This is a genomic window from Pseudomonas silensiensis, assembly GCF_050434865.1.
Lineage (GTDB): Bacteria > Pseudomonadota > Gammaproteobacteria > Pseudomonadales > Pseudomonadaceae > Aquipseudomonas > Aquipseudomonas fluorescens_W.
Window position 1 is genome coordinate 58,086 of sequence record NZ_JBNDJH010000032.1, and the last position, 23,884, is coordinate 81,969.

At 57.8% G+C, this 23,884-nt stretch carries 29 protein-coding genes; 12 read left to right on the forward strand and 17 right to left on the reverse strand.

Annotated elements, in window-relative coordinates:
* Window positions 1-27: 27 nt before the first annotated feature.
* The 3 genes from QF010_RS30845 to QF010_RS30855 all read left to right on the forward strand — a co-directional run bounded on the left by QF010_RS30845 (window position 28) and on the right by QF010_RS30855 (window position 1,883).
* The gene (locus QF010_RS30845; RefSeq protein WP_033059847.1) at window positions 28-573 is read left to right on the forward strand and encodes a gamma carbonic anhydrase family protein; all 546 of its coding nucleotides are present in this window, start codon (window positions 28-30) and stop codon (window positions 571-573) included.
* Window positions 574-599: 26 nt separating this feature from the next.
* Window positions 600-1,250 carry an HAD family hydrolase gene (locus QF010_RS30850; RefSeq protein WP_033059849.1) on the forward strand — a complete coding sequence of 217 codons (651 nt, stop codon included), beginning with the start codon at window positions 600-602 and terminating at the stop codon, window positions 1,248-1,250.
* A gap of 174 nt (window positions 1,251-1,424) precedes the next feature.
* Entirely contained in the window at window positions 1,425-1,883 is a 459-nt protein-coding gene (locus QF010_RS30855; RefSeq protein WP_429534583.1) for an REP-associated tyrosine transposase, read from the forward strand.
* 91 nt (window positions 1,884-1,974) lie between these two features.
* On the opposite strand, the gene QF010_RS30860 is transcribed toward QF010_RS30855, so the two are convergent.
* Window positions 1,975-3,066 (reverse strand): aminopeptidase, encoded by a 1,092-nt coding sequence (locus tag QF010_RS30860; protein ID WP_429511437.1) that lies wholly within the window; start codon window positions 3,064-3,066, stop codon window positions 1,975-1,977.
* A 59-nt stretch (window positions 3,067-3,125) separates the two neighbouring features.
* Between QF010_RS30860 and QF010_RS30865 the strand changes: the two genes are divergently transcribed.
* Both QF010_RS30865 and QF010_RS30870 read left to right on the forward strand, forming a co-directional pair.
* A complete protein-coding gene (locus QF010_RS30865) occupies window positions 3,126-3,548 on the forward strand; it encodes a PA0061/PA0062 family lipoprotein (protein ID WP_033059852.1) in 423 nt (140 codons plus the stop codon).
* 40 nt (window positions 3,549-3,588) lie between these two features.
* Window positions 3,589-4,008 carry a PA0061/PA0062 family lipoprotein gene (locus tag QF010_RS30870; protein WP_033059854.1) on the forward strand — a complete coding sequence of 140 codons (420 nt, stop codon included), beginning with the start codon at window positions 3,589-3,591 and terminating at the stop codon, window positions 4,006-4,008.
* A 6-nt stretch (window positions 4,009-4,014) separates the two neighbouring features.
* On the opposite strand, the gene QF010_RS30875 is transcribed toward QF010_RS30870, so the two are convergent.
* Together QF010_RS30875 and QF010_RS30880 are read right to left on the reverse strand one after the other, a co-directional pair.
* A complete protein-coding gene (locus tag QF010_RS30875) occupies window positions 4,015-4,248 on the reverse strand; it encodes a DUF1161 domain-containing protein (protein ID WP_033059856.1) in 234 nt (77 codons plus the stop codon).
* Window positions 4,249-4,405: 157 nt separating this feature from the next.
* The gene (locus QF010_RS30880; RefSeq protein WP_033059858.1) at window positions 4,406-4,837 is read right to left on the reverse strand and encodes an OsmC family protein; all 432 of its coding nucleotides are present in this window, start codon (window positions 4,835-4,837) and stop codon (window positions 4,406-4,408) included.
* Between the two features lie 241 nt (window positions 4,838-5,078).
* Between QF010_RS30880 and QF010_RS30885 the strand changes: the two genes are divergently transcribed.
* A complete protein-coding gene (locus QF010_RS30885) occupies window positions 5,079-6,080 on the forward strand; it encodes an LLM class flavin-dependent oxidoreductase (RefSeq protein ID WP_429511436.1) in 1,002 nt (333 codons plus the stop codon).
* 64 nt (window positions 6,081-6,144) lie between these two features.
* Here the strand turns inward: QF010_RS30885 and QF010_RS30890 are convergent, their stop codons facing one another.
* Together QF010_RS30890 and QF010_RS30895 are read right to left on the reverse strand one after the other, a co-directional pair.
* Window positions 6,145-6,369, reverse strand: a complete 225-nt coding sequence (locus tag QF010_RS30890; protein ID WP_033059862.1) for a DUF1161 domain-containing protein — start codon at window positions 6,367-6,369, stop codon at window positions 6,145-6,147.
* Between the two features lie 120 nt (window positions 6,370-6,489).
* Window positions 6,490-6,705: a dodecin gene (locus QF010_RS30895; RefSeq protein ID WP_008027736.1), complete on the reverse strand. Its 216-nt coding sequence runs from the start codon at window positions 6,703-6,705 to the stop codon at window positions 6,490-6,492.
* Between the two features lie 155 nt (window positions 6,706-6,860).
* On the opposite strand from QF010_RS30895, the gene QF010_RS30900 reads away from it, so the two are divergent.
* Window positions 6,861-7,187, forward strand: a complete 327-nt coding sequence (locus QF010_RS30900) for an ElaB/YgaM/YqjD family protein (protein WP_033059863.1) — start codon at window positions 6,861-6,863, stop codon at window positions 7,185-7,187.
* Here the strand turns inward: QF010_RS30900 and QF010_RS30905 are convergent.
* Entirely contained in the window at window positions 7,160-8,077 is a 918-nt protein-coding gene (locus tag QF010_RS30905) for a LysR family transcriptional regulator (RefSeq protein ID WP_429534584.1), read from the reverse strand. The genes QF010_RS30900 and QF010_RS30905 overlap by 28 nt on opposite strands.
* A gap of 112 nt (window positions 8,078-8,189) precedes the next feature.
* Between QF010_RS30905 and trpB the strand changes: the two genes are divergently transcribed.
* The 3 genes from trpB to QF010_RS30920 all read left to right on the forward strand — a co-directional run bounded on the left by trpB (window position 8,190) and on the right by QF010_RS30920 (window position 10,814).
* The gene (gene trpB / locus QF010_RS30910) at window positions 8,190-9,425 is read left to right on the forward strand and encodes a tryptophan synthase subunit beta (RefSeq protein WP_429534585.1); all 1,236 of its coding nucleotides are present in this window, start codon (window positions 8,190-8,192) and stop codon (window positions 9,423-9,425) included.
* A complete protein-coding gene (gene trpA, locus QF010_RS30915; RefSeq protein ID WP_033059869.1) occupies window positions 9,425-10,237 on the forward strand; it encodes a tryptophan synthase subunit alpha in 813 nt (270 codons plus the stop codon). The genes trpB and trpA overlap by 1 nt, the downstream gene beginning before the upstream one ends.
* Before the next feature lie 121 nt (window positions 10,238-10,358).
* Entirely contained in the window at window positions 10,359-10,814 is a 456-nt protein-coding gene (locus QF010_RS30920) for an anti-virulence regulator CigR family protein (protein WP_033059871.1), read from the forward strand.
* A 50-nt stretch (window positions 10,815-10,864) separates the two neighbouring features.
* Here the strand turns inward: QF010_RS30920 and QF010_RS30925 are convergent, their stop codons facing one another.
* The 11 genes from QF010_RS30925 to QF010_RS30975 all read right to left on the reverse strand — a co-directional run bounded on the left by QF010_RS30925 (window position 10,865) and on the right by QF010_RS30975 (window position 20,968).
* Window positions 10,865-12,826 carry a DUF7844 domain-containing protein gene (locus QF010_RS30925; protein ID WP_429534586.1) on the reverse strand — a complete coding sequence of 654 codons (1,962 nt, stop codon included), beginning with the start codon at window positions 12,824-12,826 and terminating at the stop codon, window positions 10,865-10,867.
* Complete coding sequence (locus QF010_RS30930; RefSeq protein ID WP_033059875.1) at window positions 12,823-13,143, reverse strand: DUF2388 domain-containing protein; 321 nt, start codon at window positions 13,141-13,143, stop codon at window positions 12,823-12,825. Before QF010_RS30930 ends, QF010_RS30925 begins: the two co-directional genes overlap by 4 nt.
* Window positions 13,144-13,170: 27 nt before the next feature.
* The gene (locus QF010_RS30935; protein ID WP_033059877.1) at window positions 13,171-13,488 is read right to left on the reverse strand and encodes a DUF2388 domain-containing protein; all 318 of its coding nucleotides are present in this window, start codon (window positions 13,486-13,488) and stop codon (window positions 13,171-13,173) included.
* A 107-nt stretch (window positions 13,489-13,595) separates the two neighbouring features.
* Window positions 13,596-13,913 (reverse strand): DUF2388 domain-containing protein, encoded by a 318-nt coding sequence (locus QF010_RS30940; RefSeq protein WP_008044656.1) that lies wholly within the window; start codon window positions 13,911-13,913, stop codon window positions 13,596-13,598.
* A 145-nt stretch (window positions 13,914-14,058) separates the two neighbouring features.
* Window positions 14,059-14,268 (reverse strand): DUF1127 domain-containing protein, encoded by a 210-nt coding sequence (locus QF010_RS30945; protein WP_429534587.1) that lies wholly within the window; start codon window positions 14,266-14,268, stop codon window positions 14,059-14,061.
* A gap of 258 nt (window positions 14,269-14,526) precedes the next feature.
* Window positions 14,527-14,742 carry a DUF1127 domain-containing protein gene (locus tag QF010_RS30950; RefSeq protein ID WP_008154465.1) on the reverse strand — a complete coding sequence of 72 codons (216 nt, stop codon included), beginning with the start codon at window positions 14,740-14,742 and terminating at the stop codon, window positions 14,527-14,529.
* Between the two features lie 319 nt (window positions 14,743-15,061).
* Complete coding sequence (scpC, locus tag QF010_RS30955; RefSeq protein ID WP_033059880.1) at window positions 15,062-16,555, reverse strand: succinyl-CoA:acetate CoA-transferase ScpC; 1,494 nt, start codon at window positions 16,553-16,555, stop codon at window positions 15,062-15,064.
* A 180-nt stretch (window positions 16,556-16,735) separates the two neighbouring features.
* Window positions 16,736-18,172: an NAD(P)(+) transhydrogenase (Re/Si-specific) subunit beta gene (locus QF010_RS30960; protein WP_033059882.1), complete on the reverse strand. Its 1,437-nt coding sequence runs from the start codon at window positions 18,170-18,172 to the stop codon at window positions 16,736-16,738.
* Window positions 18,172-18,495, reverse strand: a complete 324-nt coding sequence (locus tag QF010_RS30965; RefSeq protein WP_003187010.1) for an NAD(P) transhydrogenase subunit alpha part 2 — start codon at window positions 18,493-18,495, stop codon at window positions 18,172-18,174. Before QF010_RS30965 ends, QF010_RS30960 begins: the two co-directional genes overlap by 1 nt.
* A 15-nt stretch (window positions 18,496-18,510) precedes the next feature.
* Window positions 18,511-19,632 carry a Re/Si-specific NAD(P)(+) transhydrogenase subunit alpha gene (locus QF010_RS30970; RefSeq protein ID WP_033059884.1) on the reverse strand — a complete coding sequence of 374 codons (1,122 nt, stop codon included), beginning with the start codon at window positions 19,630-19,632 and terminating at the stop codon, window positions 18,511-18,513.
* A 436-nt stretch (window positions 19,633-20,068) separates the two neighbouring features.
* Window positions 20,069-20,968, reverse strand: a complete 900-nt coding sequence (locus QF010_RS30975) for a LysR family transcriptional regulator (RefSeq protein ID WP_429534588.1) — start codon at window positions 20,966-20,968, stop codon at window positions 20,069-20,071.
* 157 nt (window positions 20,969-21,125) lie between these two features.
* Between QF010_RS30975 and QF010_RS30980 the strand changes: the two genes are divergently transcribed.
* Both QF010_RS30980 and QF010_RS30985 read left to right on the forward strand, forming a co-directional pair.
* Window positions 21,126-22,307 carry an acyl-CoA dehydrogenase gene (locus tag QF010_RS30980; protein WP_033059888.1) on the forward strand — a complete coding sequence of 394 codons (1,182 nt, stop codon included), beginning with the start codon at window positions 21,126-21,128 and terminating at the stop codon, window positions 22,305-22,307.
* A 12-nt stretch (window positions 22,308-22,319) separates the two neighbouring features.
* Window positions 22,320-23,540 (forward strand): CaiB/BaiF CoA transferase family protein, encoded by a 1,221-nt coding sequence (locus QF010_RS30985; RefSeq protein WP_033059889.1) that lies wholly within the window; start codon window positions 22,320-22,322, stop codon window positions 23,538-23,540.
* The last annotated feature ends 344 nt before the right edge of the window (window positions 23,541-23,884 follow it).

The following is a 23,884-nucleotide window of genomic DNA, read 5'->3' on the forward strand; positions in this document are numbered from 1 at the left end:
CTATCAGCAACAGAGAGAAACCCTATCGTGACCCTTCGCAAGTATCAGAACCACACGCCGCTGCTGGGCAAAGGCGCCTTTGTCGACGGTTCGGCGGTGGTGATCGGCGACGTCGAAATCGGCGAAGACAGCTCGGTCTGGCCGCTGACGGTGATTCGTGGCGACATGCACCGCATCCGTATCGGTGCGCGTACCAGCGTGCAGGACGGCTGTGTGCTGCACATCACCCACGCCGGGCCGTTCAATCCCGATGGCTTTCCGCTGCTGATTGGCGACGATGTGACCATCGCGCATAAAGTCATGCTCCACGGTTGTAGCGTGGGCAGCCGGGTTTTGATCGGCATGGGCAGCATCGTCATGGACGGTGCGGTGGTCGAGGATGATGTGATCATTGGTGCTGGCAGCCTGGTGCCCCCGGGCAAACGCCTGGAAAGCGGCTTCCTTTATGTGGGCAGCCCGGTGAAACAGGTCCGGCCACTGACTGACAAGGAAAAAGCCTTTTTCACCTACAGCGCGGCGAACTACGTGAAGCTCAAGAATTTGCATCTGGCCGAAGGCTACGACCAGCTCTGACCCTGCGCCCTTATTCAGGATTCAACATGCATTACCAAACCGTATTGTTTGACCTCGATGGCACCCTGACCGATCCTCGCGAGGGCATCACCCGTTCGATCCAGTTCGCCCTGAGCAAACTGGGCATCGATGAGCCCGACCTGACCAAGCTTGAACACTTCATCGGCCCGCCGTTGTTGCAGGCGTTCATGCAGTTCTACGACTTCGACGAGCCCAAGGCGTGGGAAGCGGTGAACTTCTATCGCGAACGCTTCAAGGTCACCGGTCTGTACGAGAACCGCGTATTCGACGGCGTCACCCCATTGTTGGAAACCCTCGGCGGGCAAGGGCGACAGCTGTACATCGCGACGTCCAAACCGTGGATTTTTGCCCGGGAAATTGCCCGGCACTTCGACTTCGCCAAACACTTCAAAGTGATCTACGGCAGCGAACTGGATGGAACCCGGACCAACAAAGTCGAGCTGATCGCCCACTTGATGGCCGAAGAAGGCCTGGACCCGGCCAACACCCTGATGATCGGCGACCGTAAACACGACCTGATCGGTGCGCGCAGTAACGGGCTGGATTCGGCGGCTGTTGGTTATGGCTTTGGCAGCCGGGAAGAGTTGAGCGCTGAAGCCCCGACCTGGCACTTCGAAACGCTGGAAGAGATGCATCAGGCGTTTTTACAGCGTTAATCAATACGTCTTCGCGGGCAAGCCTCGCTCCTACAGGAAATACGCCGCTCCTGTAAGAGCGAGGCTTGCCCGCGAAGGCGTCCCCTCAGACACATCCTGAGCAATTGTTCTCACTCCAGTCCCTTCTTATCGTCCTAGCCTGAAGAATAAGGCCACGATCAAGGAGGATCATCTTTGCCGAAGTTAAAACATGCTCATCGATTGCGCACTGGACGATATTCGGAGTCCGGACAGATCTATCTACTGACTGCCGTAGTTTTGAATCGGGAACCGTTATTCCGCGACTTCAAGAGTGGACGATTGGTAGTTGACGCCCTTAGAGCTGCTGAGCGAGAAGGGTTTGCGACGTCTCTAGCCTGGGTTGTCATGCCCGATCATTTCCATTGGCTGATCGAGTTGCAGAATACTCAGTTACCAAAGTTGATGGCGCGAACCAAATCACGCATCGCAGTGACGCTAAATCGCTCCGTAGGACGCCAAAGTTCGGTTTGGCAACATGGCTATCACGATCGCGCCATTCGCAAGGAAGAAGATCTACAGGCGGTTGCGCGATACATCGTCGCCAATCCATTACGCGCGGGGTTGGTGCAGAACGTAGGCGATTATCCGTTGTGGGATGCAATTTGGTTGTGAGCAGTTCAAGAACGCCTTCGCGGGCAAGCCTCGCTCCTACAGGAACCGCGTATTTCCAGTAGGAGCGAGGCTTGCCCGCGAAGAGGCCCGATCAGCCACCGCGACTTTTCAATTGAGCCAAAGCATTCAGTGCCGCCTTGCGCTCCCCAACCGGCAACGCGCCGAGCTTCTCGACTGCTGCATAAAACTTCACCCAATCCCCACCCATCCGTCTGAACAACGCCGCAAACGCCGGCACCCATTGGTCGTACAGCCCAAATGGCAACAGCCGGGCATTGTTCATCGGCGCATTGATCCACGCGTCATAGCGTTTGTCCCCAGCCCATTGGCTGTCGCGAAGCTGCCGGTATTCACCCCGCAATCGTTCGAACTCGTCGGCTTTGCGCTGGCGCATCCGGTCGGCGGACAGGGGCAGGGTGTACAGCCGTTCGAGTCGCGTGCGGGTCTCCAGAACCAATTGAATGAACTGGTCCCGTTGCTGCACCTGCGCGCCGCTGTCCGGTGGCAAGCCGCGGAACGCACGCCATTGGCGGGTGCCTTCCTGTTCGACGAAGGTGGCGAAAGACTCATTGAACTCGGTGTCGTCCTTCACATAAAAACGTTGATGTGCCAGCTCATGGAAAATCAGCGTGGCCAATCGTTCGTCACCCCACGCCATCATCGAACTGATAATCGGATCGTTGAACCAGCCGAGCGTCGAATAAGCCTCGACGCCACCGATCGACACGTCCATACCTTGCAAACGTTGCAACGCAGCTTCACCGCGGGCCGCGCTCTGGCTGTAATAACCGCGGTAGGCGACGCAGCCGGCGATCGGGAAGCAATGGTTCTGTGGTGTCAGGGAAAATTCCGGCGTGGCAAACACGTTCCAGACTACGAACGGCCGGCCAATGTCGGCGTACAAACGGTAACTTTGGTTGTCCGGCAGCTGCAGCTGTTGGCTGGCGAACGTGCGGGCTTTTTGCGATTGAGTCAGATGCGCACGCAATTGCTGATCGCGAGCGGGATCGGCAATCACTCTGGAAACCGGCTCGCGTGCCCGCAGCAATTGCAGCTGACCACTGGCCAATTGGCCGTAATAGCTGACGCCGGCGCAACCGTTGAGAAACAAAAACATCACACCCGGAAACAAAATGCGTAAAACGCGATCAAGTAACCCAAGGCTTGGAAGCGGCCTGATCAAAATGAATCATCCATGGAGAGTCTGCCCGCAAGACTATCCCGCCTGACTGGAGCTCCGCTATGCGCACGTTGATGCTGACAGGAAGCCTGTTGATGCTGGCAGGTTGTGCTGGATTCGGATTACCCCCCCATGATCCGGCTCAAGCGTGGATCGACCTGGAATCGAAGCAGGAAGACACCGCGCTGCAAGCGCTGGAAGTCGATGACAAGGCCGCCACCGACAAGCGCTATTTCGAGGTTCAGCCGGGTAGCCATGAGCTCACCGTTCGTTACCAATTCCCGGTTGCGCCAACCAACATCGGACCCGACGCCGAGCCACTATGGCGTGACTGCCAGCTAAACGTGAAATTCAACGACTTCAACGCTGGCGAGCGGTATCAGCTCAAAGCAGGAAACATCGGTTTTCGGCCGTGGGCAAAGCTCTATGATCAGCAGCGAAAAGTGATTGGCCAGGGTGTACCGGCAGGCTGCCAACGCACCTGATCGGCGTTATTCTAAAGGACCAGTCCTTGAGAACATCGTCATGCGCAGGTTAACGCTGTTACTTGCTGCAAGCATCGTTGCGGGATGTCAGAGCCCGTTGCCAGCGGTTAATCCGCAGATGGCCTGGGTCGATTTTTCTACGCCATTCCCCAACGATAAATTGCTGATGGCCGAACGCCTGGACAACCAGCGGTTGCGCGACGGGCGTTTTTTCCAGGTCACCCCGGGTAGCCATGAGCTGATTGTTCGATTCGACTTTGAAGTGCCCGGTGGCGGCCTGGGCATCATGAACGGCCCCACGGAACGCTTGTGCTACCTGACCATCAACTACGATCATTTCGAAGCCGGCCAGCGTTATGTGCTGGTAGGCCAGTCGATAGCGTTTACTCCCGGCGCCCGGCTGTACAACGCCAAGCGTGAAATCGTCGCTGAAGATCGAGAGTCCTATTGCCTCATGTGAGGCGAATCAGCGGTCGTTCTTCTGGTAGATGATTTTTTTCGTGCCGCCGTCGCACGAGCCAACGACCATGTTCTGATCGTGTACTTCGTCGTTGGTGACGATTTCCAGCGTATAGGACGAGACGTTATTGGCCTGGATCTTGGCTTCAATCTCGGCCTTGAGTTCTTCACAGGATTTCGCTGCCGCCAGGGCCGATGTGGCCATCGCGCAACAGATAATCGCCAAGGCAAAACGTTTCATGGTTGAAGCTCCTTTGAGGCAGCGCGCACGAAGATGCGTTTTAGCTGCTGTCATTTATTCGACCACAATCTCGCCAGCCAGGTTTTGTTTCAGGACAAAAAAAGAACGCAGCCCGCCGAGGCTGCGATCTTTTATCGGGGAGCGCGACAACCCCCAATCAGCTGAGCAATGTTGCATCCAGACTGATTTTCGCATTCAGCACTTTGGAAACAGGGCAGCCTTCTTTGGCTTTATTGCTCAATTCCTCAAATTGAGTCTGAGTCGCCCCAGGAATCTTCGCTTTGAGGATCAATTTCACCGCCGTGATCGCAAATCCGCCGTCCACCTGGTCCAGGGTGACTTCGGCATTGGTATCGATGCTGTCAGCCTTGAGACCGGCATCGCCGAGAATCATCGAAAACGCCATGGAGAAGCAGCCCGCGTGCGCTGCGCCGATCAGCTCTTCCGGATTGGTGCCCTTGCCGCCTTCGAAACGTGCCTTGAAGCCGTAGGGGGCTTCTCTGAGGACACCGGTTTCCGTGGAAATCGAGCCGATGCCGGTTTTCAGATCACCTTCCCAATGAGCCGATGCTTTCTTTGTAATAGCCATGAATGCCTCCTCAAGATCCGGCGCGAAGCGTCGCGCCTTAGTGGTTTTCGGTTGCTAGGGTTCTGAGGATAGACCGTGGTGCAAAGTTCACCTGATCTGATCGGCCCTCTTATTTCGTAGGAATTTTGGCTCTGCCATTGAAACTCGGGTATATGCCCTCATTGCATGAATCACGCTTATAGATTCGGCAGGTTTTCGTTTGTAAGAAAAAACCTGCGCCCTCAATTGGAGAAGCAGGCTTATGAAACGACTGTCCGATATCAAGTTCTCGACCCTCGATCTGGTGCCCGTGCGGGAGAACGGCAGCGCGGCCCAGTCGCTGCGCAATTCCCTGGACCTGGCTCAGCACGTCGAAAAATTCGGCTACAACCGTTTCTGGGTTGCCGAACACCACAACATGGATGGCATTGCCAGTTCGGCGACTTCGGTTCTGCTTGGCTACCTGGCTGGCGGCACCTCGACCATTCGTGTCGGCTCGGGCGGTGTGATGCTGCCCAACCACGCGCCGCTGGTGATCGCCGAGCAGTTCGGCACGCTCGAAAGTCTGTACCCGGGCCGGATCGACTTGGGCCTGGGGCGTGCACCCGGTTCCGACCAGATGACCGCCCGCGCTTTGCGTCGTGAACGCTCCGGCAGCGCCGACGATTTCCCGGAAGATGTTGCCGAACTGATGCGATACCTCGGCCCACGAACTCCGGACCAACGGATCATCGCGATGCCAGGCACGGGCACTAATGTCCCGGTCTGGCTGCTGGGCTCCAGCTTGTTCAGTGCACAACTGGCCGGTGAGCGCGGTTTGCCCTACGCCTTCGCCTCACATTTCGCACCGCGCTTCATGCATGAGGCCATTCGCGTCTATCGCAACCACTTCAAGCCTTCAGCAATATTGGATAAACCTTACGTAATGCTCGGTGTGCCCTTGGTGGCTGCTGACACCGACGAGCAGGCTGATTATCTGGCAACCTCGGTCTATCAGCGCATCCTGGCGTTGATGCGTGGCCAGAGCCTGGTGCAACGTCCTCCGGTAAAAACCATGGACGGCCTGTGGCTGCCTCATGAAAAAGAAGCCGTCGGTGATTTCCTGGGTCTGGCCATGGTGGGCAGTCCGCAGAAGATCCGCGCCAAACTGGACGTGCTGATCGAGCAGACCCAGGCGGACGAGCTGATTTTTACCTGCGACCTGTACGAACATGCCGATCGCGTGCACTCCTACGAGCTGCTGGCCCAGGTCATGAAAGGCTGACGCTCAAATAGCGAACACAAAAAAGCCGACGTCATTGCGTCGGCTTTTTCATTTTCGAGGGAGGTCAGCCCTGCTTGTAGACGATTTGCTTGGAGCCTTTTTCACAGGTGCCGACGACTTTTCCACCGGCAGCAGTGCCTTTATCGACGATTTCCAGCGAATAATTAGAAATGCCTTTGGCATCCAGTTTCGCGGCGATTTCGGCTTTAAGCTCTTCGCACGACTTGCCCTGGGCCAGGGCTGTTCCCGCAAGACTCAACAAACCTACCGCCAAAATAAAATTCCTCATCGGTCGCATTCCCTGGTCGGATCAATAGGGGCACCGGCGATCAGCCGGATGTAATGATGTAGCGCTTTGCCATTCCCTATGGCGCTCGGCCAGCGCGCAGTTTCGAATGCTAGCTCAAATTCAGCTACTGGCAATCCGGAACCCGACTTTGAGTGTCACCTGGAAATGTGCGGCCTTACCGTCCTTGATGTGCCCGCGGGTTTCGGTCACTTCAAACCATTCCATATATTTGAGGCTTTTGCTGGCCTCGGCCAGTGCGTTGTTGATGGCGTCTTCAATGCTGCTGGTGGACGAACCGACGAGTTCGACTTTCTTGTAGGTGTGATGGTCAGTCATGGCGTTCTCCTCAGGGTGTGAAATACAGCCTAGCAGTGATTTTTCGTATTACTTCTGTCGGCTAATCCGAAGTGGAAGTTCAGATTTACTGCACTTTCTCGAACCCCTGAAGTCCCAACCAACACACGCAACTCAATCAATGCAGGAGAGCCACCATGGCCAACACCTCTTTACGTAAAGCCTCATTGCAAAGCATGGAAGCCGAGATCGAGAGTCTGCTGAAGTCTTTGGAAAGCCTGAAGGACGACGCCTCGGACGAGTCGCGTAAAACCCTTAAAGCTTTGAAAGGCAACGCCGAGAACGCGCTGAAGCATTCGCGTCATCTGCTCAGCGATGCGTACGAAGAAGTCAAAGTCAAAACCCGTGAAACCGGGATTGCCACGCGGGACTACGCCCAGGAACACCCTTGGACGACAGCGGGTGTCGCCGTAGGTGCATTGGGTCTGCTCGCGGCTTATCTGCTGTTCAAACGCGGTGACTGATCCGTTTGGCGCAGCTCGTTTTTGAGCCACTGCGCCAATTGCCGAGCACGCCCGTCCGCGGCGCGCTTGGGTAGCCACAACGCCAGTTGCGCCGGGGTTTCGCTGAAGCCCCATGGCGCAACCAGGCGGCCGGCCTTCAAGTCCTCGGCCACCAGCGGCTCGGGCGCAATCGCCACCCCCAGGCCGGCCACTGCGGCCTCCAGCAAATAATACAAATGTTCGAAACCTTGACCGTACTTCAACGCCTTGGCGTCGAGGCCGCTTTGCTGTGCCCAGCTTGGCCAAGCCTGCGGGCGTGAGGTGGTGTGCAGCAATGGCTCGCTCAGCAACGCTGCGGGCGGTGCGTTTTGCAGTCGTTCGTAGCCCGCGAATCGCGGGCTCATGACCGGGCCGATGCGTTCGCTGGCCAGTTCATAGACTTGCATGTCGGCCGGCCATGGCGGCTCGGCAAACACCAGCAAGGCGTCCAGTCCCGGGCGACGCGGATCGAGATCGCCCTCGCCAGCCGACAGGTGCAGGCGCAGGTCCGGCAGGTCCGCGTTCAGTCGCCCCAGGCGTGGAATAAACCAGCGCGCCAGCAGGCTGCCTGAGCAACCTAGGACGAATGGCGCATCGGCGGTGCTTTGGGTCAGTTCGGCGCAGACCGTGCGCAAACGCTCGAACGCCTCGCCGCTGACATCGCGTAAACGAATGCCTGCATCTGTGAGTTTAAGGCCGCGTCCATCCTTGATGAACAGGCTCACGCCCAAGTGTTCCTCCAGCACCTTGAGTTGCCGGCTGACCGCTCCGTGGGTGACGTGCAGCTGTTCGGCCGCCTGACTGACGCTGTTCAGGCGGGCGGTGGCTTCGAAGGCTCGAAGAGCGTTCAGCGGAGGAAGATCGTGGCTCATGGGATCTGTGAGTTTTTCTGACAGGTTGTGGCGATCTTATCGGTTTTCAGGCTCGGACGTCAGGGGTAGAGTGATCGTCATTGTCATCTCACGAATCCAACCGGAGCGACCCATGACCCAGACTAATCTGCGCAACGGCCCCGACGCCAACGGCCTGTTTGGCGCGTTCGGCGGCCGTTACGTCGCTGAAACCCTGATGCCGTTGATCCTCGATCTGGCCCGTGAATACGAATTGGCCAAGGATGATCCTGCATTCAAAGAAGAATTGGCCTACTTCCAGCGCGACTACGTGGGTCGTCCAAGCCCACTGTACTTTGCCGAACGTCTGACAGAGTTCTGCGGCGGCGCGAAGATTTACCTCAAGCGCGAAGAGCTGAACCACACCGGCGCGCACAAGATCAACAACTGCATCGGCCAGATCCTGCTGGCGCGGCGCATGGGCAAGAAACGCATCATCGCCGAGACCGGCGCTGGCATGCACGGCGTGGCGACCGCCACCGTGGCTGCGCGTTTTGGCCTCGATTGCGTGATCTACATGGGCACCACTGACATCGAACGTCAGCAGGCCAACGTATTTCGCATGAAGCTGCTGGGCGCCGAAGTGATCCCGGTGGTGGCCGGTACCGGCACCCTGAAAGATGCGATGAACGAAGCCCTGCGTGACTGGGTGACCAACGTCGACAGCACCTTCTACCTGATCGGCACTGTGGCCGGTCCGCACCCTTATCCGGCGATGGTTCGCGACTTCCAGGCCGTTATCGGCAAAGAAACCCGTACTCAACTGCAAGACCAGGAAGGTCGTCTGCCAGACAGCCTGGTGGCGTGCATCGGTGGCGGCTCCAACGCCATGGGCTTGTTCCACCCGTTCCTTGATGACAAAAGCGTCGAGATCATCGGCGTTGAAGCGGCCGGTTACGGCATCGAAACCGGCAAGCACGCGGCCAGCCTGAACGGCGGCGTACCGGGTGTACTGCACGGCAACCGTACCTTCCTGCTGCAGGACGACGATGGCCAGATCATCGACGCTCACTCGATCTCTGCCGGCCTCGATTATCCAGGCATCGGCCCGGAACACGCCTGGTTGCATGACATTGGCCGCGTCCAGTACACCTCGGTCACCGACGACGAAGCCCTCGACGCGTTCCACAAATGCTGCCGCCTGGAGGGGATTATTCCTGCACTGGAAAGCGCCCATGCCCTGGCCGAAGTGTTCAAACGCGCACCGACCCTGCCAAAAGATCACCTGATGGTGGTCAACCTGTCCGGTCGCGGGGACAAAGATATGCAGACCGTAATGCACCACATGGAAAACTCTCAACAAGAGCCGTCGAAGCAGGAGAAACACTGATGAGCCGCCTGCAAACGCGTTTTGCCGAACTCAAGGAACAGAATCGTGCCGCCCTGGTGACCTTCGTGACCGCTGGCGACCCGAGCTATGACACTTCGCTGGCGATCCTCAAAGGCTTGCCAGGCGCTGGCGCTGACGTGATCGAGTTGGGCATGCCCTTCACCGATCCAATGGCCGACGGCCCTGCAATCCAGTTGGCCAACATCCGCGCCCTCGGCGCCAAGCAGAACCTGGCGAAAACCCTGCAAATGGTTCGTGAGTTCCGTGAAGGCAATACCGAGACACCGCTGGTGCTGATGGGGTACTTCAACCCGATCCACATGTACGGCGTACCGCGTTTCATCGCCGACGCCAAAGAGGCCGGTGTTGACGGTCTGATCGTGGTCGACTTGCCGCCCGAGCATAACGGCGAGCTGTGCGACCCGGCCCAGGCTGCCGGTCTGGACTTCATCCGTCTGACCACCCCGACAACCGATGATGTGCGTCTGCCGACCGTTCTGAACGGCAGCTCCGGCTTCGTCTACTACGTGTCTGTTGCCGGTGTGACCGGTGCGGGTGCGGCGACGCTGGAGCATGTTGAAGAGGCCGTTGCACGTCTGCGTCGCCACACCGATCTGCCGATCAGCATCGGTTTCGGTATTCGTACACCGGAGCAAGCGGCGTCTATCGCGCGTCTGGCTGATGGTGTGGTGGTGGGTTCGGCGTTGATCGATCACATCGCCAATGCGTCGACTCCGGATCAAGCCATTGATGGCGTGTTGAGCCTTTGCTCGGCGCTGGCCGAAGGCGTGCGTAAAGCCCGCGTCAGCTGAAGGTAAAGTTCCTGATACAGAGGAATTAGAGCCTCGCGGCACAGACTAAACAGCAAGACCGAGGGCTTCAGGACTACGTTCTGAAGCCCTTTTTGCTGTATGTGCAGTGAGGAAAGACTCGATGAAAATGCCGAAACGTCTGATTGCCAGCCTGGGTGTGCTGATGCTCAGTGCCACCCCGTTGCTGAATGCGAGTGCTGATCAGCGCGACGATCACGACCGCGGCGGCCCGCAGCAAGGCCATTACGATAACCGCGGTGACAATCATGGCGACGATCACCGTGGCCCGCAGGACAATCATCGCGGCGGCCCTCCGCCACGGGACTTCGGCCCGGTGCGCCAGACTATCCACGATAACCATGGCTATTTCGTACGCGGTGCTCCACCACCTCCGGGTATTCATCTGGTACGCGGTCGACCGCTGCCTCACGGCTATTACGGCGAACGCCTCGATAACCGGGCGTTGGGCCGGCTGCCGTATTACCCAGGGTACGAATGGCGCCGTGCGGGTGGCGACATTGTGCTGATCGCCGTAGGAACCGGGATCGTATATGAAATTCTCGAAGGGGTGCTTTGAATAACAGGTAGGCGTCGAAGGCTTCGCGGATTAGCCGCGAAGCCTGTTGTTTACGGCAACTCCAGCCCGCCCGCCGCCTTGTGCAACTTCCTCAGATGCTCGCCAACCTGCTTCAGGTTGGCTTCATTGGCGGCCATTTCGGCTGCACGGCTCGGTTCGAGCAGCGCTCTCACTTCTTTGTCCAGATCGCCTGTCAGGGCCTGAAGCTGCTTCTGCCGCAGGCTGCTTTCCGATTCCAGACGCTGCCACTCGCTTGGCTGCGGCAATCCATAACCACCGGTGCCGAGCAGCTCCGCCGGACGGCTGAGGAAGCCGCTGTTTGCAAGAATTTGCTGCAAGGTCGCATTGGCCTTGTCCATGCCGCCGTTCTTCAATTCCCGAGCACCCAGATAGCGCTGCTTTACTTCGTCCTGGGCCAGCACCAATTGTTGGCGGAAGGCTGCCTGCTCCAGTAACAGCAAGGCTGCGCTGGTGCGCAAATCGGCTTGGTCAATCCATTGCCGGCGCTCTTCAGCTTTCAATGCGAGCCAGTCTTCGACCTTGTCCTGCTTGATCGGCAAGTGCTTCTTCAGCACTTCGAACATCGCTTGATAACGATCGCGGAAGGAGTCGAATCGATAGCCCAGACGCAGTGCTTCGCGGGGATCGTCCAGTACGCTGGTGTCCGCTAGTCCACGGCCCTTGAGCACTTCCAGCAAACCGTTGGGCATGATGCTGTCCAATCCGACCAATTTTGTATTGTTGGTGCTGCTGCGCAGCAACTTCAGGCCTTCTACAGCGCAGTTGTTGGACAGGAAGAAGTAGTTGCCGTCGTAACTCCAGTGCATTTCCGCGGCGTGTTCCACCACGTCCTCGATCTCGCTGCGCGACAGGGTCAACGGCACCGAGGCCAGGCTGCGCAGTTCGGTTTTGGTGTATTCGTCGATCACTTGGGCTAACGGCAGGATAAATAGACGCGACGGGTATTTGCCCACTAGTCCGTCCCAACTCGACAGCTGCACGTCACCGACGAAGGCGCGGTAGGACAACACCAGATGCTGATCCAGATCCAGGCGACAATCCGGCCCACGGGGGCGGCCGGGGGCGCAGATCACCAATCGCAACATGCTGTGACCCCAGCGGCTGACCCAGTTCTGGTTGGCTTCAGCCAGCAGATAGTCGACGGCGTAGACCCGTTCCGGATCGACCTGGCCTAGTGGTGTTTTGGCGAAATCGTTGCCGGCATTGAGGAAGGAGAAGGTTTTGCCGCAGGTGTCTTTAACCGCGGGCGCCCAGCCGAAATGTTCTTTGTAGTAGCGGTACAGCGCAGGACGGCGACAGGCGTAGGCCGGGTCGAGAAGGAAATATTCCATGTTGACCGCGACGAACTCCTTGGGGCTGCTCGTCTCGTAAATGTCGGGGCTGCGGGCAATTTGCCGGTTGTGCTGTTCGCGCTCGCCACGACGGCCGACATACTGTGGCCAACCGGCGAGGTCGAGCAGGTGCGGGTTGTCGCTGAGCGTAAAGCGTCGGTCGGATTGGCCGCGGCATTGATCGGGAATGCCAATCAGCCCTGAGCTGCTGTTGCGCCGGGTGCAGCGCTGAATCAGCGTGCGCTCTGCGTCTGGCCACAGGCGCGAGCGGTCATAGATGTGGGTGAGTTCGTGCAACACCGTGGCAAGCATTTCGCGGCGTACGGTGCCATGGGGACGATAAGTTTTTTTGGTCGCGGCGCTGCCGTCAGTGAGGCCGGCAAGCAGGTTGCGGTTCAGATCGAGCTCGGACACCAGCGACGCCTGGCCGTAAGCGTTGCTAGGCATGTCATCGGTCCAGCCGACGTCAATGCGTCGGTCAAGCTGCTCGATGAACCGCGGCGGCAGCGCCTGCATGGCTTCATCGAGCAGCGCCTGACTGGCCTGCTGTTGAGCGGGGCTGAGTCCTTCGGTTTTAAGCCTTAATTGCAAGTCAGCCTGGGCCGTGTTGCCGAGCAGCAACATGACCCCGGCCAACAGCCAGGCGCCTGGTGACCTCACAGTGCGAGGATGGCTTCGGCGAGAACCTGATCACTGGCGTCGCGGGCTTCCGGTACGCGGGTACGCAACGTGTTGAAAGCCGCTTCCAGGTGCGCGCCACGAATCTCGCCATCGCTGGCGACGAAACTGGCCGCATCGTCGTGGGCTTCACGAACGATCTTCGAGTCACGGATGGACGTCGTGGTATCGGAAGTGAAATCAAGTGTGCGCCGGGTGGCATTGATGAGGATGTTACTGGTGGCAACCAGGGTTTGCGCCTGAGTCACATCGGCCAATAACAGCAGGCCAAGGGCGACAACAATCAGGGGGCTACGCATGGAACGACTCCGCAAGGACAAGGATAACTATTGGACGAGAATTGCCTGCGCCAGTTCAAGGTCGCTGGCATGAAGTTTTGGCTGGGTCCGGCGCAGATAAATAAGGGCGGACTCCAGCTGTGCTCCTCGCAGTTGGCCGTCACTGGCAATGAACGCCGCAGCGTCATCGTGTGCTGCAAGTAGCAGCTTACGGTCGAAGGGGGCAGAGGTCACCATGCTTGTGGCGTAGCCGGTAGCCACGATGCCTTGTGTAGACAGATTGAAGGCGTCATAGGCATGGGCCGAACCCGCCCAGCAGGCCGCCATGAAAAGCGGAGAGATCAACAGGTTTGAAAGAAAACGCATGAGACTCGATAGCTGAAGGCGAGTCGCAAGGCTAGCGCAACGTCCGATCTAGAGCCAGCGCCGAAACATTGGGACACGGCTGGCGTGTCCCACGTCAGCGGTGACGCTTAGATAGTCAGTATGGCTTGCGCCAGTTGTGCATCAGTCGCGTTCAGCTGAGGTGCCTGGTGGCGAATATGGTCGAGTGCGCTTTCCAGTTTCACGCCACGAATGGCGCCTTCGCTGGCCACGAAGCTGGCGGCGTCGTCACGGGCGGCGCGTACGATTTTGTCATCGCGAAAGGAAGAAGTGACATCGGAGGTCGCATCGGACGTGGCCTTGAGCGCGCCGACGACGGCGTCGGTGGTCACGATAAAGCTGGTGGCGTGGGAATTGGCGGCCACGGCAAGCAGGGCTGCAGCGCTGAGCAGACGAAGACGGGACATGGTGAAACTCCTTTGGGAAATCTGATTGAGAGGTGGCGCAGTGTCTGTTGAATCAGACGCCAATCATGCAGCGTTCGCCACGTTTCATCTGGATATTAGGCCTATGGGTGTCGGTTCGAACAGTCCCGTCTGTTCAAGCAGGAAGCTAGCGCCAGAACGGCTTTCCCAATTCGTTGAGACGATCCGAGTGGCTGATGTTCAGGTCTGAGAGTTGCCGATCATCAAGTTGGCCCAGCAAACGCCGGGTTCGAGCCCTTTCCAGGTTATTGGCAACGCCCCTCAGTAATCGACGAAACCAGAGGAAACGAGGCGTTGATTGAGACGTGGAAACGGAAACATCCAGTAAGTGATTCATGGCGCGGTCCTTTTGCGGGCAGTTCGGGATTTCATGGTGATCCCGTCCTTTCTTCCGCAACAGACACACTGCGCTTAAATTGTACTGGTTCAGTTGTTTAAATAGTAAAACTGTACCTGTCAGGCTGAGTCTCTACTGTATGACCCATGTTGAGGGTCCAAAACGACAAAGCCCGTCGTGGTTTCCCACGACGGGCTTTGTTTTTTCAATTTGGAGTGCTGGCGGTGGACCCGGTGGGTCAGAGCCAGCGACGCTAACTTAGCGCCAGAACGGCTTGCTCAGCTCTTCGTAGCGTTGTGCTTCGCTAATCCCTGCGTCAGCCAGCAGACGCGAATCCAGACGAGCCAGTTGATGGCGGCTGGAGATGCGGCGCTGCCACAGCATCAGGTTGGCGAGAACGCGAAGAGGCGTGGAAGCCTGGGTTTTTACAGCGTTGTCTTCGAAAAACAGCTCGGAACTGAGTGTACGTTCCATGATTGACATCCTTCCGCTTATGGCGGGATTAGGTAGTGGTTTAACTGATGCCAATGATCCTCTCGTTTGGCCAGTCTCTCTAGATACAGTTCACCTGTATTGTGAGGGACCAGTTAACTGTTAAAGGGCGGTGTACTGGTCGAAATTGAGGCAACTGTACTTGTCTGCACTAATATTGTGCGTTTTTGCTCGGTTGACTCGAAAAGGTAGGCAATTACGGTAGGAAATGACCGGTACAGCAGTACAGTTTTATTCAGGATTTGATTTGGCAACAGCAAGCTGACGAAACTGTGTTTGCGTCAGCTGCTATCTGTACCAATTACACCGCGAGCATCCGCCCGGTTTCTTCCAGGTTTATGTGCCAGCTCAGGGCATCACGCAGGATATGCGGCGTATGTCCGCCGAGTGCACACGCGGCTGTGAAGTAGTCATCCAGGGCTTGGCGATAGTCCGGGTGCACGCAGTTGTCGATGATGACTCGAGCGCGTTCTCGCGGTGCCAGGCCACGCAAGTCCGCCAGACCGATTTCGGTGACAAGGATGTCGACGTCATGCTCAGTGTGATCAACGTGACTGACCATCGGCACCACGCTGGAGATCGCGCCGCTCTTGGCGATCGACTTGGTCACGAAGATCGCCAAATGCGCGTTGCGCGCAAAGTCGCCCGAGCCGCCGATGCCGTTCATCATCCGCGTGCCGCAGATGTGGGTGGAGTTGACGTTGCCGTACAAGTCGAATTCAAGCGCCGTGTTGATGCCGATGATGCCGAGCCGGCGTACCACTTCCGGGTGGTTGGAAATTTCTTGTGGACGCAGGACCAGTTTGTCCTTGTAGCGCTCAAGGTTGCCGAAAACATCGGTATTGCGACGGCTCGACAAGGTGATTGAGCTGCCCGAAGCAAAGCTCAGCTTGCCGGCGTCGATCAGGTCGAAGGTCGAGTCCTGAAGCACTTCGGAGTACATCGTCAGGTCTTCGAACGGCGAGTCGATCAGCCCGCACATCACCGAGTTGGCGATGTTGCCAATCCCGGCTTGCAGCGGGCCGAGCTTGTTGGTCATGCGCCCGGCAGCCACTTCCTGCTTGAAGAAGTCGATCAGGTGGTCGGCAATGGCCTGGGTATCAACGTCCGGCGGCAGCACAGTGGACGGCGAGTCAGACTGATTGGTGATCACGATAGCGACGATCTTTTCCGGCGGAATCGGGATGGCAGTGCTGCCAATGCGATCGTCGACCTTTACCAGCGGGATCGGCGTGCGGGTCGGCCGATAGGTCGGGATATAGATGTCGTGCAGACCTTCGAGATTCGGGTTGTGCGCCAGGTTAATCTCGACGATCACTTGTTTGGCAAAAATCGCGAAGCTGGCCGAGTTGCCCACCGAAGTGGTCGGCACGATGTGGCCCTGTTCGGTGATCGCCACGGCCTCAATCACCGCGATGTCCGGCAGTTTGAGCTGCTGGTTGCGCAATTGCTCCACGGTTTCCGAAAGATGCTGGTCAATGAACATCACTTCGCCGGCATTAATGGCCTTGCGCAGGGTGCTGTCGACCTGGAAGGGCATGCGTCGTGACAATACGCCGGCTTCGGTGAGCTGTTTATCGAGGTCATTGCCCAAGCTGGCGCCGGTCATCAGGGTGATTTTCAGCGGGGTGATTTTGGCGCGCTCGGCCAATGCGTGGGGCACGGCTTTGGCTTCGCCGGCTCGAGTGAAACCACTCATGCCGACGGTCATGCCGTCCTCAATAAGAGCGGCAGCGTCAGCGGCGCTCATCACCTTATCCAACAACGAAGGCAAGCGAATACGATCACGGTACATGGATTGTTATCTCGGGCAACGAAAGCAAGGTGTGCAGTTTAGTGATTTCAAAAAAAATCCTCCCGCTACCATGGTCGAATGCAGAGCCCTGATTTAGAGCCTTTGGTCGGTTTTTGGCGGGCAATAAAAAACCCCAGCCTACTAAAGGCTGAGGTTTTGGGTATTGCGCTGGAGCAGGTTTTACTCGACGGCTTTGACCATGTCTTCGATGACTTTCTTGGCGTCGCCGAAGACCATCATGGTTTTGTCGAGATAGAACAGCTCGTTGTCCAGACCGGCATAGCCGCTGGCCATCGAACGCTTGTTGACGATGATGGTCTTGGCTTTGAACGCTTCGAGAATCGGCATGCCGGCAATTGGCGATTTCGGGTCGTTCTTGGCGGCCGGGTTGACCACGTCGTTGGCGCCCAACACCAGCACCACGTCAGCTTGGCCAAACTCGGAGTTGATGTCTTCCATCTCGAACACCTGGTCGTAAGGCACTTCGGCCTCGGCCAGCAATACGTTCATGTGGCCAGGCATACGACCGGCAACCGGGTGGATCGCGTACTTCACGGTCACGCCACGATGGGTCAGCTTCTCGGTCAGCTCTTTCAGCGCGTGCTGCGCCCGTGCCACTGCCAGGCCGTAGCCTGGAACGATGATCACGGTGTCGGCATTGGTCAGCAGGAAGGTCGCGTCGTCAGCCGAACCGGATTTCACCGGACGGGCTTCTTTCGAGCCAGCAGGGCCAGCCGCATCCGCGGTGTTGCCGAAACCACCGAGCAGTACGTTGAAGAACGAACGGTTCATCGCTTTGCACATGATGTACGAGAGGATCGCACCGGACGAACCCACCAGCGAACCGGCGATGATCAGCATCGAGTTGTTCAGCGAGAAGCCGATGCCCGCCGCTGCCCAGCCGGAGTAGCTGTTGAGCATCGACACCACCACCGGCATGTCCGCGCCGCCGATCGGGATGATGATCAGCACGCCCAGCACGAAGGCCAGGGCCAGCATCAGCGCGAAGGCGTTCAGGTTACCGGTCAGCATGAAGGTCACGCCGAATCCCAGTGTCGCCAGGCCCAGCAGCAGGTTCAGCTTATGCTGGCCGCCGAACTGTACGGGTGCGCCCTGGAACAGGCGGAACTTGTACTTGCCCGACAGCTTGCCGAACGCGATTACCGAACCGGAGAAGGTGATTGCACCGATGGCCGCGCCGAGGAACAGCTCCAGGCGGTTACCGGCAGGAATCGCATCGCCCAGTTGCTTGACGATACCCAACGATTGCGGCTCTACGACAGCAGCGATCGCAATGAACACCGCGGCCATACCGATCATGCTGTGCATGAAGGCGACCAGTTCCGGCATTTTGGTCATTTCAACGCGCTTGGCCATGATCGACCCGGCGGTACCGCCGACCAACAGACCGACGATGACGTAACCGATACCGGCGGTGGCCAGCTCGGCGCCCAGCTTATAGACGAGGCCCACGGTGGTGAGGATCGCCAATGCCATGCCGAGCATGCCGTACACATTGCCGCGCCGCGACGTGGTCGGGTGCGAGAGGCCCTTAAGAGCCTGGATGAAGCAGATCGACGCGATCAAGTAGAGCGTCGTTACAAGATTCATGCTCATTACTTAGGCGCCTCTTCTTTTACTGCTTTTGGGGCTTTTTTCTTGAACATCTCAAGCATCCTGCGGGTAACCAGGAAGCCACCAAATACGTTCACCGCTGCCAGAGCTACCGCCAGGGTGCCCATGGTTTTGCCCAGCGGTGTGACGGTCAATGCCGCTGCCAGCATGGCGCCGACGATCACAATCGCCGAAATGGCGTTAGTCACCGCCATCAAAGGCGTGTGCAGTGCAGGTGTAACGTTCCAGACCACGTGATAACCGACATAAATCGCCAGCACGAAGATGATCAGGTTGTAGATACCGGGGGAGATAAGCTCTTCCATCGTCTGAATCCCTGCTTAGGCGTTTTTGCGGATGACTTGGCCGTCGCGGCACATCAGGCACGCGGCGACGATGTCGTCTTCGAGGTTGATCTCGAACTGGCCTTCTTTGTTGAAGACCAGCTTCAGAAAGTCCAGCAGGTTGCGCGCGTACAGTGCCGAAGCGTCTGCCGCGACTGCGCCGGCCAGATTGGTCGGGCCGCAAATGATCACGCCATTTTCGACGACGACTTGGTCAGCCACGGTCAGCGGGCAGTTACCGCCCTGGGCTGCCGCGAGGTCGATGACCACCGAGCCCGGCTTCATCTGCGCCACGGTTTCCGCGCTCAACAACGTCGGTGCCTTGCGGCCCGGGATCAGTGCCGTGGTGATGACAATGTCAGCCTGTTTGGCGCGTTCGTGCACGGCCAGGGCCTGACGTTGCATCCAGCTGGCGGGCATTGGCCGCGCGTAACCGCCGACACCGACGGCGCATTCGCGCTCTTCATCGGTCTCGTAAGGCACGTCGACGAACTTGGCGCCGAGGGATTCGATCTGCTCTTTTACAGCAGGACGTACGTCAGACGCTTCGATCACTGCACCCAGACGTTTCGCCGTAGCGATCGCCTGCAAACCGGCTACACCTGCGCCGAGAATCAGCACGCGCGCCGCTTTCACGGTACCCGCAGCGGTCATCAGCATCGGCATGAAGCGTGGATAGTGGTGAGCGGCCAGCAACACGGCTTTATAACCGGCGATGTTGGCTTGGGAGGACAGCACATCCAGGCTCTGAGCGCGGGAGGTGCGTGGTGCGGCCTCCAGCGCAAACGCGGTAATGCCGCACTCGGCCAGCTTGGCGATGGTTTCGTTGCTGAACGGATTGAGCATGCCCACCACAACGGTGCCGCTTTTAATCAGCGTCAGCTCGCTGTCGCTGGGGGCCACCACCTTGAGAATCAGCTCGGCACCAAACGCATCGTTGGCGCTGCCAATAATTGCGCCTGCCGCTTCATAGGCACTGTCGACAACGCTGGCGTTAATGCCGGCGCCGCGTTGCACAGTGACCTTATGACCCTGGCCGATCAGCTTCTTGATGGTTTCCGGGGTTGCAGCAACCCGTGTTTCACCGGTCTGGGTTTCGAGAGGAACACCAATGTGCACGTCAAATCTCCTGCGTGATCTTATTGAGTAAACCCAGGCACTTCGGATGGTGCGGCTGGGGGCGGCCGATCAGCACGATCCCGCCAAATCAGGGCGGGGCGCGGCATTTTGCAGGCGAACTTAGTACCCTTCAAGGGTTTATGACGGGTGACGGAAAATTAACTACAAGTCACCCCGTGACCGAATGTCGCAACTAACCGGTTCAATCCCTTGCAGGCCGTGCCTTGTAAGGATTCTTGTAAAAATTGAAGAATTTACGCATCGGTCAGGTGAATGAGTCGTTATTGCTCCGCAATAGAGGCTCAAGGCCACGTTTTCAGGCTCTTGTGGGACGTTTGTACTGCTTGTCGGTACAGTCTTCGAATATGCGACAAATACTTATATCTGTAGTGCTCTGATTTTGTTGACTACGCAGTCAGCTAGTAGGGAAAAGCCTTTATCCTTCTAGGCTGTAGCTCTGTGCCTGATTGACCAGCCAATCGCGAAATGCCCTTAAAGAGGCCGATTCGACCTTTCGCTCAGGAATCATCAGGTAATACGCCTTGATGCTGGAGAGTGCCTGGGGGTTGGCAATCACCAGGCGCTTCTCGGCCAGTTCGCGTTGAATCAGGAACGGCGGAATCAGCGCTATTCCCATATCGTGCATGGCCGCTTGAGCAAGCATGGAGAATAGCTCGTAGCGCGGTCCTGTCATGTCTCGTGGGACATTTAGGTTTTGGGAGTTGAACCACTGACGCCAGGCATAAGGGCGAGTGGTCTGCTGCAATAGGGGCAATTCGGCGATGTCGCCGGGAGACAGGGTTATCTTTTTCCCCATGAGATTGGGGCTGCACACCGGCATAGGATTTTCGCCCATCAGCCTGTGGGATTCGGTACCCGACCAGTCCGCGTCGCCAAAATAGATCGCGGCATCGAAGTCGGTGTCGGCAAACAGGAAGGGGCGCGTTCGGTTGGTGAGGTTGACCGTCACTTCCGGGTGTTTTTGCTGGAAATCCTTGAGTCGTGGCAGCAGCCATTGAGTGCCGAAGGTTGGAACCACGGCCAGCTCGATCACGTTGGCACCTTGCTGACCCATCACTGACAAGGTGTCGCGCTCAACCGCATCGAGTTGGGTGGCTACCCGGCGGCTGTAGGAAAGGCCCGCCTCCGTCAGCTTGACTCCACGTCGCGAGCGTCGGAACAGTTCTACGCCGAGGAACTCCTCAAGGCTGGCGATCTGTCGGCAAATGGCGCCTTGAGTGAGTGAAAGCTCCTGGGCTGCCTTGGTAAAACTTTCGTGGCGAGCCGCCGCTTCAAAGCTGATCAGGGCCGTTGTGCTGGGGATTTTCCTGCGCATGTACGTCAACCTCACTAATACATCGCATAAAAGCTATTTTGCGATGTTTCGGAGTGAGAAATTAGCACAACAGTATGCAAAATCCTCGTTTGCCGTAACGCCGAACCCGGCCTAGGATCAGCCCACGTTATTTGACCCGATTCGAGAGGACACACTCATGGGCGGTAAAGCTAGCTTCAACTGGATCGATCCCCTGCTGCTGGATCAACAGCTCACCGAAGAAGAACGCATGATCCGCGACACCGCTGAGCAATTCGCTCAGCAGAAGCTCGCGCCGCGTGTTCTCGAAGCTTTCCGCCATGAAAAGACCGACCCGGCAATCTTCCGCGAGATGGGCGAAATAGGCCTGTTGGGCGCAACTATCCCTGAGCAGTATGGTGGCAGCGGCCTGAACTACGTCAGCTACGGCCTGATCGCCCGTGAAGTCGAGCGCGTCGACTCCGGCTACCGCTCGATGATGAGCGTGCAGTCCTCGCTGGTCATGGTGCCGATCAATGAATTCGGTACCGAAGCCCAAAAGCAGAAGTACCTGCCAAAACTTGCAACGGGCGAATGGATTGGTTGCTTCGGTCTGACCGAGCCTGACCACGGTTCTGACCCGGGTTCGATGATTACTCGTGCACGCAAAGTGGAAGGCGGCTACAGCCTGACCGGCAGCAAGATGTGGATTACCAACAGCCCGATCGCCGACGTGTTCGTGGTCTGGGGCAAGGACGATGCCGGCGATATCCGTGGTTTCGTTCTGGAGAAAGGCTGGAAAGGCCTGAGTGCTCCGGCGATTCATGGCAAGGTCGGCCTGCGTGCGTCCATCACCGGTGAGATCGTCATGGACAACGTGTTTGTTCCTGAAGAGAACATCTTCCCTGACGTCCGCGGTCTGAAAGGCCCTTTTACCTGCCTCAACTCGGCGCGTTACGGCATTTCCTGGGGCGCACTGGGCGCTGCCGAGTTCTGCTGGCACACCGCTCGCCAATACACCCTGGATCGTCAGCAGTTTGGGCGCCCGTTGGCTGCTACTCAGCTGATCCAGAAGAAGCTGGCCGACATGCAGACCGAGATCACTATGGCGCTGCAAGGCTGCCTGCGTCTGGGTCGCATGAAAGATGAAGGCACGGCGGCGGTCGAGATCACTTCGATGATGAAGCGCAACTCCTGCGGCAAATCCCTGGACATTGCCCGGATGGCGCGCGACATGCTGGGTGGTAACGGCATCTCCGATGAATTCGGCGTGGCCCGTCACCTGGTAAACCTGGAAGTTGTGAATACCTACGAAGGTACGCATGACGTCCACGCTCTGATCCTCGGTCGTGCGCAAACCGGTCTTCAAGCGTTCTATTAATAGGAGAACGCCATGGGCGCGCTTTCGCATCTACGGGTACTGGATTTATCGCGGGTGCTGGCCGGGCCTTGGTCCGGGCAAATACTGGCGGACCTTGGCGCCGAGGTGATCAAGGTCGAGCGCCCGGGCAATGGCGATGACACGCGCGCCTGGGGGCCTCCCTTCCTTAAAGACGCTTACGGCGAGAACACTAGCGAGGCCGCCTATTACTTGTCGGCCAATCGCAACAAGCAATCGGTGACCATCGACTTCACTCGGCCTGAAGGGCAGAAGCTGGTGCGTGATCTGGCGGCGAAGTCGGACATCCTGATCGAGAACTTCAAGGTCGGTGGGCTGGCGGCATATGGTTTGGACTATGAGTCGCTAAAGGCGATCAATCCGAATCTGATCTATTGCTCGATTACCGGGTTTGGTCAGACAGGCCCTTACGCCAAGCGCGCGGGTTATGACTTCATGATCCAGGGGCTGGGCGGTCTGATGAGTCTGACGGGGCGACCTGAAGGCGATGAAGGTGCCGGACCGGTGAAAGTCGGCGTGGCGCTGACAGACATTTTGACCGGTCTCTATTCGACCGTGGCGATCCTAGCGGCGCTTGCGCATCGGGATCATGACGGTGGCGGTCAGCATATTGATATGGCGCTGTTGGATGTTCAGGTGGCTTGTCTGGCTAACCAGGCAATGAATTACCTGACCACGGGCAATGCTCCGAAGCGCCTGGGTAATGCTCATCCGAATATCGTGCCCTATCAGGACTTTCCTACGGCGGATGGAGACTTCATCCTCACCGTGGGTAATGACGGACAGTTTCGCAAGTTTGCTGAAGTGGCTGGTCAGCCGCAGTGGGCAGATGATCCACGCTTTGCGACCAACAAGTTGCGGGTGGCGAATCGTGCGGTGTTGATTCCGCTTATTCGCCAGGCGACTGTGTTCAAGACGACTGCTGAGTGGGTGCTGCAGCTGGAGCAAGCAGGTGTGCCGTGCGGTCCGATCAATGACCTGGCTCAGATGTTTGAGGACCCTCAGGTTAAGGCGCGCGGGTTGGCGATCGAGCTGCCCCATGTGCTGGCCGGGATGGTGCCGCAGGTGGCGAGTCCGATTCGACTGTCCGAAACGCCTGTGGAGTATCGCAATGCGCCTCCTCTATTAGGGGAGCATACGCTGGAGGTTCTGCAGCGGGTGTTGGGTCTGGATGCCAGCGTTGTGGCTGCGTTCAAAGAGGCCGGGGTGCTCTGAGGATTTCTTCTATATAGAGGGAGTGGTTTTACTCTCCTATATAGAGAGGTAGCGGGCCGCTTTTCGGCGTTCTGCAAGTGTTTGATAGAAAAGCCCAATTAAGGGTTGACGGCAGATTCTGGAAGTCTATAATTCGCCCCACTTCCGGCGCAGTCGAAACGGAAAACTCCTTGGTAAACAATGAGTTATGCAGGTTTCGACAGCGAGCGGCTTCAGTTCATCGAAGCCCGGAAGGAGTTGGAAGAGCACGGTGGTTTGGCTCTTTTAACGATTCGATCTTCTCGGTCGAAAGCGGAACAAAAGAGGTGTTGACAGCAGCGAGTAACGCTGTAGAATTCGCCTCC

Bases quoted from the DNA above. Each gene is read 5' to 3' on its own strand.
- QF010_RS30850 (WP_033059849.1), top strand. From the start codon at position 600: ATGCATTACCAAACCGTATTGTTTGACCTCGATGGCACCCTGACCGAT.
- QF010_RS30865 (WP_033059852.1), top strand. From the start codon at position 3,126: ATGCGCACGTTGATGCTGACAGGAAGCCTGTTGATGCTGGCAGGTTGT.
- QF010_RS30870 (WP_033059854.1), top strand. From the start codon at position 3,589: ATGCGCAGGTTAACGCTGTTACTTGCTGCAAGCATCGTTGCGGGATGT.
- QF010_RS30875 (WP_033059856.1), bottom strand. From the start codon at position 4,248: ATGAAACGTTTTGCCTTGGCGATTATCTGTTGCGCGATGGCCACATCG.
- QF010_RS30880 (WP_033059858.1), bottom strand. From the start codon at position 4,837: ATGGCTATTACAAAGAAAGCATCGGCTCATTGGGAAGGTGATCTGAAA.
- QF010_RS30885 (WP_429511436.1), top strand. From the start codon at position 5,079: ATGAAACGACTGTCCGATATCAAGTTCTCGACCCTCGATCTGGTGCCC.
- QF010_RS30890 (WP_033059862.1), bottom strand. From the start codon at position 6,369: ATGAGGAATTTTATTTTGGCGGTAGGTTTGTTGAGTCTTGCGGGAACA.
- QF010_RS30895 (WP_008027736.1), bottom strand. From the start codon at position 6,705: ATGACTGACCATCACACCTACAAGAAAGTCGAACTCGTCGGTTCGTCC.
- QF010_RS30900 (WP_033059863.1), top strand. From the start codon at position 6,861: ATGGCCAACACCTCTTTACGTAAAGCCTCATTGCAAAGCATGGAAGCC.
- QF010_RS30905 (WP_429534584.1), bottom strand. From the start codon at position 8,077: ATGAGCCACGATCTTCCTCCGCTGAACGCTCTTCGAGCCTTCGAAGCC.
- trpB (WP_429534585.1), top strand. From the start codon at position 8,190: ATGACCCAGACTAATCTGCGCAACGGCCCCGACGCCAACGGCCTGTTT.
- trpA (WP_033059869.1), top strand. From the start codon at position 9,425: ATGAGCCGCCTGCAAACGCGTTTTGCCGAACTCAAGGAACAGAATCGT.
- QF010_RS30920 (WP_033059871.1), top strand. From the start codon at position 10,359: ATGAAAATGCCGAAACGTCTGATTGCCAGCCTGGGTGTGCTGATGCTC.
- QF010_RS30930 (WP_033059875.1), bottom strand. From the start codon at position 13,143: ATGCGTAGCCCCCTGATTGTTGTCGCCCTTGGCCTGCTGTTATTGGCC.
- QF010_RS30935 (WP_033059877.1), bottom strand. From the start codon at position 13,488: ATGCGTTTTCTTTCAAACCTGTTGATCTCTCCGCTTTTCATGGCGGCC.
- QF010_RS30940 (WP_008044656.1), bottom strand. From the start codon at position 13,913: ATGTCCCGTCTTCGTCTGCTCAGCGCTGCAGCCCTGCTTGCCGTGGCC.
- QF010_RS30945 (WP_429534587.1), bottom strand. From the start codon at position 14,268: ATGAATCACTTACTGGATGTTTCCGTTTCCACGTCTCAATCAACGCCT.
- QF010_RS30950 (WP_008154465.1), bottom strand. From the start codon at position 14,742: ATGGAACGTACACTCAGTTCCGAGCTGTTTTTCGAAGACAACGCTGTA.
- scpC (WP_033059880.1), bottom strand. From the start codon at position 16,555: ATGTACCGTGATCGTATTCGCTTGCCTTCGTTGTTGGATAAGGTGATG.
- QF010_RS30960 (WP_033059882.1), bottom strand. From the start codon at position 18,172: ATGAGCATGAATCTTGTAACGACGCTCTACTTGATCGCGTCGATCTGC.
- QF010_RS30965 (WP_003187010.1), bottom strand. From the start codon at position 18,495: ATGGAAGAGCTTATCTCCCCCGGTATCTACAACCTGATCATCTTCGTG.
- QF010_RS30975 (WP_429534588.1), bottom strand. From the start codon at position 20,968: ATGCGCAGGAAAATCCCCAGCACAACGGCCCTGATCAGCTTTGAAGCG.
- QF010_RS30980 (WP_033059888.1), top strand. From the start codon at position 21,126: ATGGGCGGTAAAGCTAGCTTCAACTGGATCGATCCCCTGCTGCTGGAT.
- QF010_RS30985 (WP_033059889.1), top strand. From the start codon at position 22,320: ATGGGCGCGCTTTCGCATCTACGGGTACTGGATTTATCGCGGGTGCTG.